Source organism: Micromonospora maritima (assembly GCF_902825405.1).
In the GTDB taxonomy this organism is placed as follows: Bacteria; Actinomycetota; Actinomycetes; order Mycobacteriales; family Micromonosporaceae; genus Micromonospora; species Micromonospora maritima.
In genome coordinates this window covers 1-6,841 of record NZ_CADEAU010000293.1, presented here as the reverse complement: position 1 = coordinate 6,841, position 6,841 = coordinate 1, and the positions used below count along the sequence as shown (strand labels likewise).

At 73.8% G+C, this 6,841-nt stretch carries 5 protein-coding genes and 1 pseudogene; all 6 read right to left on the bottom strand.

All coding sequences use genetic code 11. The features are described from left to right. A partial coding sequence (locus HUW36_RS22145; protein ID WP_174529931.1) for a hypothetical protein occupies window positions 1-1,435 on the bottom strand: 1,435 nt, incomplete at its 3' end. Between the two features lie 58 nt (window positions 1,436-1,493). Next, window positions 1,494-2,462, bottom strand: a complete 969-nt coding sequence (locus tag HUW36_RS22140; protein ID WP_174529930.1) for an NAD(P)/FAD-dependent oxidoreductase — start codon at window positions 2,460-2,462, stop codon at window positions 1,494-1,496. Window positions 2,463-2,565: 103 nt separating this feature from the next. Continuing rightward, window positions 2,566-3,225 carry a rhomboid family intramembrane serine protease gene (locus HUW36_RS22135; protein ID WP_174529929.1) on the bottom strand — a complete coding sequence of 220 codons (660 nt, stop codon included), beginning with the start codon at window positions 3,223-3,225 and terminating at the stop codon, window positions 2,566-2,568. A 102-nt stretch (window positions 3,226-3,327) separates the two neighbouring features. Continuing rightward, window positions 3,328-4,017, bottom strand: coding sequence for an aggregation-promoting factor C-terminal-like domain-containing protein (locus HUW36_RS22130; RefSeq protein WP_174529928.1), 690 nt, complete (start codon window positions 4,015-4,017; stop codon window positions 3,328-3,330). Between the two features lie 311 nt (window positions 4,018-4,328). Beyond that, window positions 4,329-5,600 (bottom strand): RNA 5'-3' helicase PhoH2, encoded by a 1,272-nt coding sequence (gene phoH2 / locus HUW36_RS22125; RefSeq protein ID WP_174529932.1) that lies wholly within the window; start codon window positions 5,598-5,600, stop codon window positions 4,329-4,331. 213 nt (window positions 5,601-5,813) lie between these two features. Further along, window positions 5,814-6,680: pseudogene (locus tag HUW36_RS22120) on the bottom strand (acyltransferase domain-containing protein); the annotation flags it as partial. Window positions 6,681-6,841 lie beyond the last annotated feature (161 nt).

Here is a 6,841-nt window from a genome sequence, read left to right as displayed (position 1 = left end):
CCGTCGAGGCGTGGACCGGCCGGCCGTAGAGCCACCCGGTCAGCGGCAGGGCCACCAGCACCACGGTGAGGGTGGCCGCCAGCAGCACCTCGGCGGTCCACCGGCCGGGCGCCGCCCGCGCGGCGGGCGGGATCACCGCGAGCAGCGCGCCGCCGAACACCAGCAGGGCACAACCGGCGGCGAGCGGGAACACGATGAGGTCGTCGACGTTCCAGACCGCGACCAGCAACATCGCGGCGTGGAACAGCACCACGACCTGGACGAGCGGCAGCACGACGCCGTAGCCGGACCTGCGGGCGGCCCGCGCACCGGCGACGACGAGCACCAGGGCGCCGAGCGCCAGGGCCAGCAGCGCCGCCCGGAGCGGGTCGTTGTGCCGGTCCCCGGGGGAGATCACGCCCAACGGCGGCGGCCCTTCCCCCCGGTCGTCGGCGAACCCGATCCGGCGCCAGCCACCGTCCGGGTCGCGCAGCGCGAAGCCGTCCCGGCCGTTCGCGACAAGCACCACGTGCCGCCCGCCGGAGACGTCGAGCACGGCGAGGTCCTGACCGGCGATCCGTTCGCCGGCCGGCCCGGCCTCCAGGTAGCGCGCCCGCAGCAGCTCCCGCTGGTCCTCGGTGACCTGCCAGGACAGCCGCCAGGTCCGGCCCGCGTCGTCGCTCTCCTCCACCCGGATCCGCCCGGGCAGCCACCGGTAGCACCGCTGCGGGGCGGCGGGCAGGCAGGCCACCTGGTCGGTGCGTGCCGACCCGGCGCGCAGCGCCTCCTCCTCGCTGGGAGCGGGGTCGCGCCACGTCGCACCGGCGTCGTCGCTGATCCGCCACTGCCAGGGCGGGTCGGCCCTGGTGCCCTGACTCTTCCCGATGCCGGCGACCAGCCGGCCGTCGACCACTGCCGCGTCGACCGCGTCGTGGTGCCCGACCATGCTGGTCGCCGCCACCGCGAGCGTCGCCGTCGGCAGCAGCACCAGCACCCGGACGAGCCGGGCGCCCCGGCGCCCCACCGGGTCGCGGCGAGCCCGACGCCACGCCCAGGCCGCCAGCGCGAGCGCCGGCAGGGCGAGCAGGTCGGTCCGGTCCGCCCGGACCAGGGACGGCCCGCTCACCGCGCTCCACATCTGCGAGGCGGCCGTCGCGGCGTACCCGCTGGTCTTGACCACGGCGAAGCCGACGCCGACGGATCCCAGCGCGAGACCGGCGGCGGCCCGGGCCCCGAGCCGCGGTACGACGAGCGTGACCAGCACGGCGACGAGTGGCGGCGCGAGCACCAGGCCGGCGACGTCGCTCAGCTTGCCGGTGACCGGGCCGGGCCGGGCCGCCTTGAGCACGTGGTCGTTGAGCACCAGCACGATCAGGGCGAGCACGGTCGCCGGATGGCCCAGCCAGGCCAGCGCGACCCGGGCGCCGTCGGGCGTGCTGCGGTCCTGGGGTGTCATCCGTCCATCGTGGTCACCGATGGTCTCGGCGCGGCCACGTGGTGGTGAGGATCCGGCGTCAGGTCCCGTCGGAGGAGTGGCCGGGGAAGAGGTGCGCGGTGGGATCGATGGCGACGGCCGCGTTGTTCACGGCGGTGGCCGCCTCGCCGAAGCCGGTGGCGATCAGCCGGACCTTGCCCGGGTACTCGGTGATGTCGCCGGCCGCGAAGACCCGGGGCAGGTTGGTGGCCATCGCGCTGTCCACCACGATGTGCCGCCGGTCGAGCGTCAGCCCCCACTCGGCGAGCGGACCCAGGTCGGCGGTGAAGCCGAGCGCGGCCACCACCGTGTCCACCGGCAGGGTCTCGGCCACGCCACCGCGCACGGTCAGCTCGGCACCGGTGACGTGGTCCTCCCCGTAGAGCCGGCTCACCTCCGCGTTGACCACGACCCGCACCGGCAGCGCGCGGACCCGCTCGACGGTGGCGGCGTGCGCGCGGAAGCGGTCCCGCCGGTGCACGAGCGTCACCGAGCGGGCCAGCGGGGCGAGCGTGGCCGCCCAGTCGAAGGCCGAGTCGCCACCGCCCACGATGAGCACGTGGCGGTCCGTCAGCTCGGTCGGCTGCGGCACGAAGTAGACGATCCCGCCGCCGGTGAAGCTGTCCGCGACCGGCAGGGGCCGGGGCGTGAAGCTGCCCAGACCACCGGTGACCACCACCGCCCCGCAGCGCAGCTGCTCACCGCCGGCCAGCCCGAGGACCGGCCGGCCGTCCAGGTACGAGAGCTTCTCCGCGCGGACGCCGAGCAGGTAGTCGGGGTGGAACGGCGCCGCCTGGGCGACCAGGTTCGCGACCAGCTCGCGCCCCTTGACGGCGGGGAAGCCGGCCACGTCGAGGATCAGCTTCTCCGGGTACATGGCGGTGACCTGGCCGCCCGGCTCGGGCAGCGCGTCGATCACGGCCACGGAGAGCCCGCGGAAGCCGGCGTAGTAGGCGGCGAAGAGCCCGGCGGGGCCGGCCCCGATCACGGCGACATCGACCTCGCGCATGGCGTACCGTCACTTTCCGCCAGGGATCAACCCGTGCTGATGCCGACGGTAGGCGGGCGGACGGGCGCGGGCAAGGACGTCCCGCGGACGGTTCGACGCGTCGTCAGGGCAGGGTGACCGGCGGTGACCCGAGCCGGTCCGGCGTGCCGGTGTCGACGCGGCGGCGGAACAGGATCGCCGCGACCACGCCGCCGAGCAGCCCGAACAGGTGCCCCTGCCAGGAGATCCGCTCGTCGGTGGGGAGGATGCCCAGCAGCTGCCAGCCGTAGAGCAGGCCGACCAGCAGCACCACTGCGAAGTTCCACCAGCTCCGCTCCACCACACCGCGGGTGAGCAGCATGCCGAGGTAGCCGAAGATCACGCCGCTGGCACCGACCACCACCGAGTTGGGCGAGCCGGTGAACCACACGCCCAGGCCGCTGACCAGGATGATCACCATGGTGGACCAGAGGAACCGGCGGGTGCCGGCGGCCAGCACGAACGTGCCGAGCAGGATCAGCGGGATGCTGTTGCTGTAGAGGTGGTTCCAGCCGGCGTGCAGGAACGGCGAGAAGAAGACGCCGTCCAGACCCTGGATCCGATGCGGGATGATGCCCGCGGTGACGTCGAGGTCGAGGCGCAGGCCCACGTCGAGCGCCTCGACGAGGAAGAGCACCGGCACCACCGCGCACATGGCGACGAAGGCCCGGCCGAGCGCCGCGTAGAACGCGTCGGTGCCGAACCGGTGGGGGTCGCCGCCGCGGGGGCCGTCGTGCCAGGTCACCTGTCAAGAGCTATCAGCAAACGCGGCCGTCCGCCACTCGAGCGGCGGAACGACGACGGCGGGACGCGCGGACACCCGCACGCCCCGCCGTCGGTCGATCCGTCAGTACCAGCCCGAACTCTGCGACTTCTGCCACGCGCCGCACGGGTTGTCGTACCGGCCCTCGATGTAGCCGAGACCCCACTTGATCTGGGTGGCCGGGTTGGTCTTCCAGTCGTCCGCCACCGAGCCCATCTTGCTGCCCGGCAGGGCCTGCGGGATTCCGTACGCGCCGGAGCCCGCGTTGTACGCCTTGTGGTTCCAGCCGCTCTCCTTGGTCCAGAGCTTGTCCAGACAGGGGAACTGGTCGATGCCGAAGCCCTCGTCGAGCATGATGGCGCAACCGATCTTGCGGTTGCCGCTGAACTCCTCGCACGAGGCCGGGATGGGCCCGTCGTACGGCTTGGCCTTGGCCTCCGCCTCGGCCTTCGCCGCGTCCCGCTCCTTCTTGCGGCTGGCGGCGGCCGCCTCGGCCTGCTTGGCCCGCTCGGCGGCTTCCTTCGCCGCCGCGGCGGCGCGCAGCTTGGCCTGGTACTCGGCGGCCCGCTGCCGGGAGGCCGCCACACGGTGCTCGGCCTGCCGGTCGCGCTGGTAGGCGTACTCCGTCCGGTCGACCTCGAGCCCGACCTGCGCGGTCAGGCCCTGCTGCTGGGTCTGGCGATCCTCGCCCAGATAGAAACCACCGGCGACGCCCACGGAGAGCAGCGCGACAGCGGCCGTACGGGCGCCGAACCGGCTCCACAGCCGACTCACGAAGTTTCCCTTCGTCGGGGGCAGGGACACGGCACGTCGCATGGCCGGGTGTCGCCGGGTGCGGGTGCCGTGAGCGCCCCGACCCGACGGTCGAGGCCGACGCGCCGGCGCCCGTGGCTCCCGCCGTCGTGGCGGAGAATGCTCGACGAGACTGCCGGTGCGTATGGGGCTCCGGGCCGTGTTCGGCACCGGAGTTGTCGGTGGCGCTCGATGAACACCATCGCGCAGGGTGAGGCCGGTGGGAAATCACCGACGCTAAATGTGATTTGCGCCACACTGAAAATGCGGGCAAAGAGGGGCGAGCCAACCGGTCAGCCCGGGATGTCCTCCAACAGATCGGTGACCATCGCGGCGATCGGAGAACGCTCCGATCGGCTGAGGGTCACGTGCGCGAAGAGGGGATGCCCCTTCAGTGCCTCGATCACCGCGGTCACCCCGTCGTGCCGACCGACCCGGAGGTTGTCCCGTTGCGCCACGTCGTGGGTGAGCACCACCCGGGAGCCCTGGCCGATCCGGGACAGCACGGTGAGCAGCACACCCCGCTCCAGGGACTGCGCCTCGTCCACGATGACGAAGGCGTCGTGCAGGCTCCGGCCGCGGATGTGGGTCAACGGCAGCACCTCCAGCAGCCCGCGCGAGGTGACCTCCTCCAACACGTGCTCGTGCACCACCGCGCCCAGCGTGTCGAAGACGGCCTGGGCCCAGGGCGACATCTTCTCCGACTCCGAGCCGGGCAGGTAGCCGAGTTCCTGGCCACCGACCGCGTACAGCGGGCGGAACACGATCACCTTCTTGTGCCGGCGACGCTCCATCACCGCCTCCAGGCCCGCGCAGAGCGCCAGCGCCGACTTGCCGGTGCCGGCCCGGCCGCCCAGCGACACGATCCCGATCGACTCGTCCAGCAGCAGGTCGAGCGCCACCCGCTGCTCCGCCGAACGCCCGTGCACGCCGAACGCCTCCCGGTCGCCGCGCACCAGCCGGACGGTCTTGTCCGGCAGCACCCGGCCCAGCGCCGACCCCCGCCCCGACTGGATCACCAGGCCGGTGTGGCAGGGCAGGCCGGCGGCGGCGTCGACGTCGAGCGCCTCGCCCGCGTACAGCCGGCCGATCTCCTCCTCGGAGAGTTCCAGCTCGGCCATCCCGGTCCAGGTCGGGTCGCTGGCCTGGCCGTGCCGGTACTCGTCGGCGTGCAGGCCGACCGAGGCCGCCTTGACCCGCAGCGGCATGTCCTTGCTGACCAGGGTCACCTCGCGCCCCTCGGCGGCGAGGTTGAGCGCCACGGAGAGGATCCGCGCGTCGTTCGACTCGTTGCGGAAGCCGGGCGGCAGCACCCCGTCGTCGGTGTGGTTCAGCTCGACCCGGAGCGTGCCACCCTGGTCGTTGGCGGGCACCGGCCGGTCCAGCCGGCCGTGTCGCACGCGCAGCTCGTCCAGCATGCGCAGCGACTGGCGGGCGAACCAGCCCAGCTCCGGATGGTGCCGCTTGCCCTCCAGCTCGGAGATGACCACCAGCGGCAGCACCACCTCGTGCTCGGCGAAGCGGTGGAACGCCGCGGGGTCGGAGAGTAGGACCGAGGTGTCCAGGACGAAGGCCGGACCGGCTGGTCGGGGCTCCTCGGCGCCGGCGGCCGCCGGGGCGGCGGCCGGACGTGGCCAGTAGAGCTGCCGTTGGAACGGGTACGTGGGCAGGTCGAGGCGGTGGGCGGCCCGGCCGGCGAAGGCGGGTCGCCAGTCGACGGCGACACCACCGGCGTACGCCTCGGCGAGCGCCCGGTGGAACCGGGCGAGATCGCCCTCGTCGCGGCGCAGCGTGCCGGTGACGGTGACCGCGGTCGGGTCGGCGGCGGCCACCTCGACGCTCTCCTGCATCGCCATGGTGAGCACCGGGTGGGCGCTGACCTCGACGAAGGTCTGGTGACCGGTGGCGGCCAGGTCACGGATCGCCGCGTCGAAGCCGACGGTCTGCCGCAGGTTGCGGTACCAGTAGTCGGCGTCGAGGCCGGCGGTGTCCGTCCACTCGCCGGTCACGGTGGACCGGAACCGGATCTCGCCGGTGCGCGGGCGCAGGCCGGCGAGCAGGTCGCGCAGCCGCTCGCGCAGCGGTTCGACGTGCGCGGAGTGGGAGGCGTAGTCCACCGGCACCCGCCGCACCCGCACCTCGCGGGCCTCGTAGTGCGCCACCAGCTCGTCCAGCGCGGCGGCGTCGCCGGAGACGACCACCGAGGTCGGCCCGTTGACCGCGGCGAGCGCGACCCGCCCGTCCCACCGGCCGATCGTCTCGATGGCCTCGGCGGCGGTGGTCGCCACCGACACCATGCCGCCGTCACCGGCCAGCTCCGCGATGACCCGGCTGCGCAACGCCACCACCGCGGCCGCGTCGTCCAGACTCAACCCGCCGGCCACGTACGCCGCGGCGATCTCGCCCTGCGAGTGACCGACCACCGCCGACGGATGCACCCCGTAGGAACGCCACAGCGCGGCCAGCGACACGCCGACCGCGAACAACGTCGGCTGCACCACGTCCACCCGCTCCAGCGACGGCGCGTCCGGCGCGCCCCGGATCACGTCGACCGGCGACCAGTCGAGGTGGGGGCGCAGCGCTTCCGCGCAGGCGGTGAACGTCTCGGCGAACACCGGCGCGGTGGCGAACAGGTCGGCGGCCATGCCGGTCCACTGCGACCCCTGGCCGGGGAAGACGAAGACCACGTCGCCGCCCGTACCCGGGGCGCGGGTGACGGTGTGCGGCGCGGGACGGCCGGCGGCGAGCGCGTCCAGCGCGGCGGCCAGGTCGTCGCGGCCGGCGGCGAGCACGACCGCGCGGTGCT

Coding starts and splice junctions, on each gene's coding strand:
- HUW36_RS22140 (WP_174529930.1), bottom strand. CDS start 2,462: ATGCGCGAGGTCGATGTCGCCGTGATCGGGGCCGGCCCCGCCGGGCTC.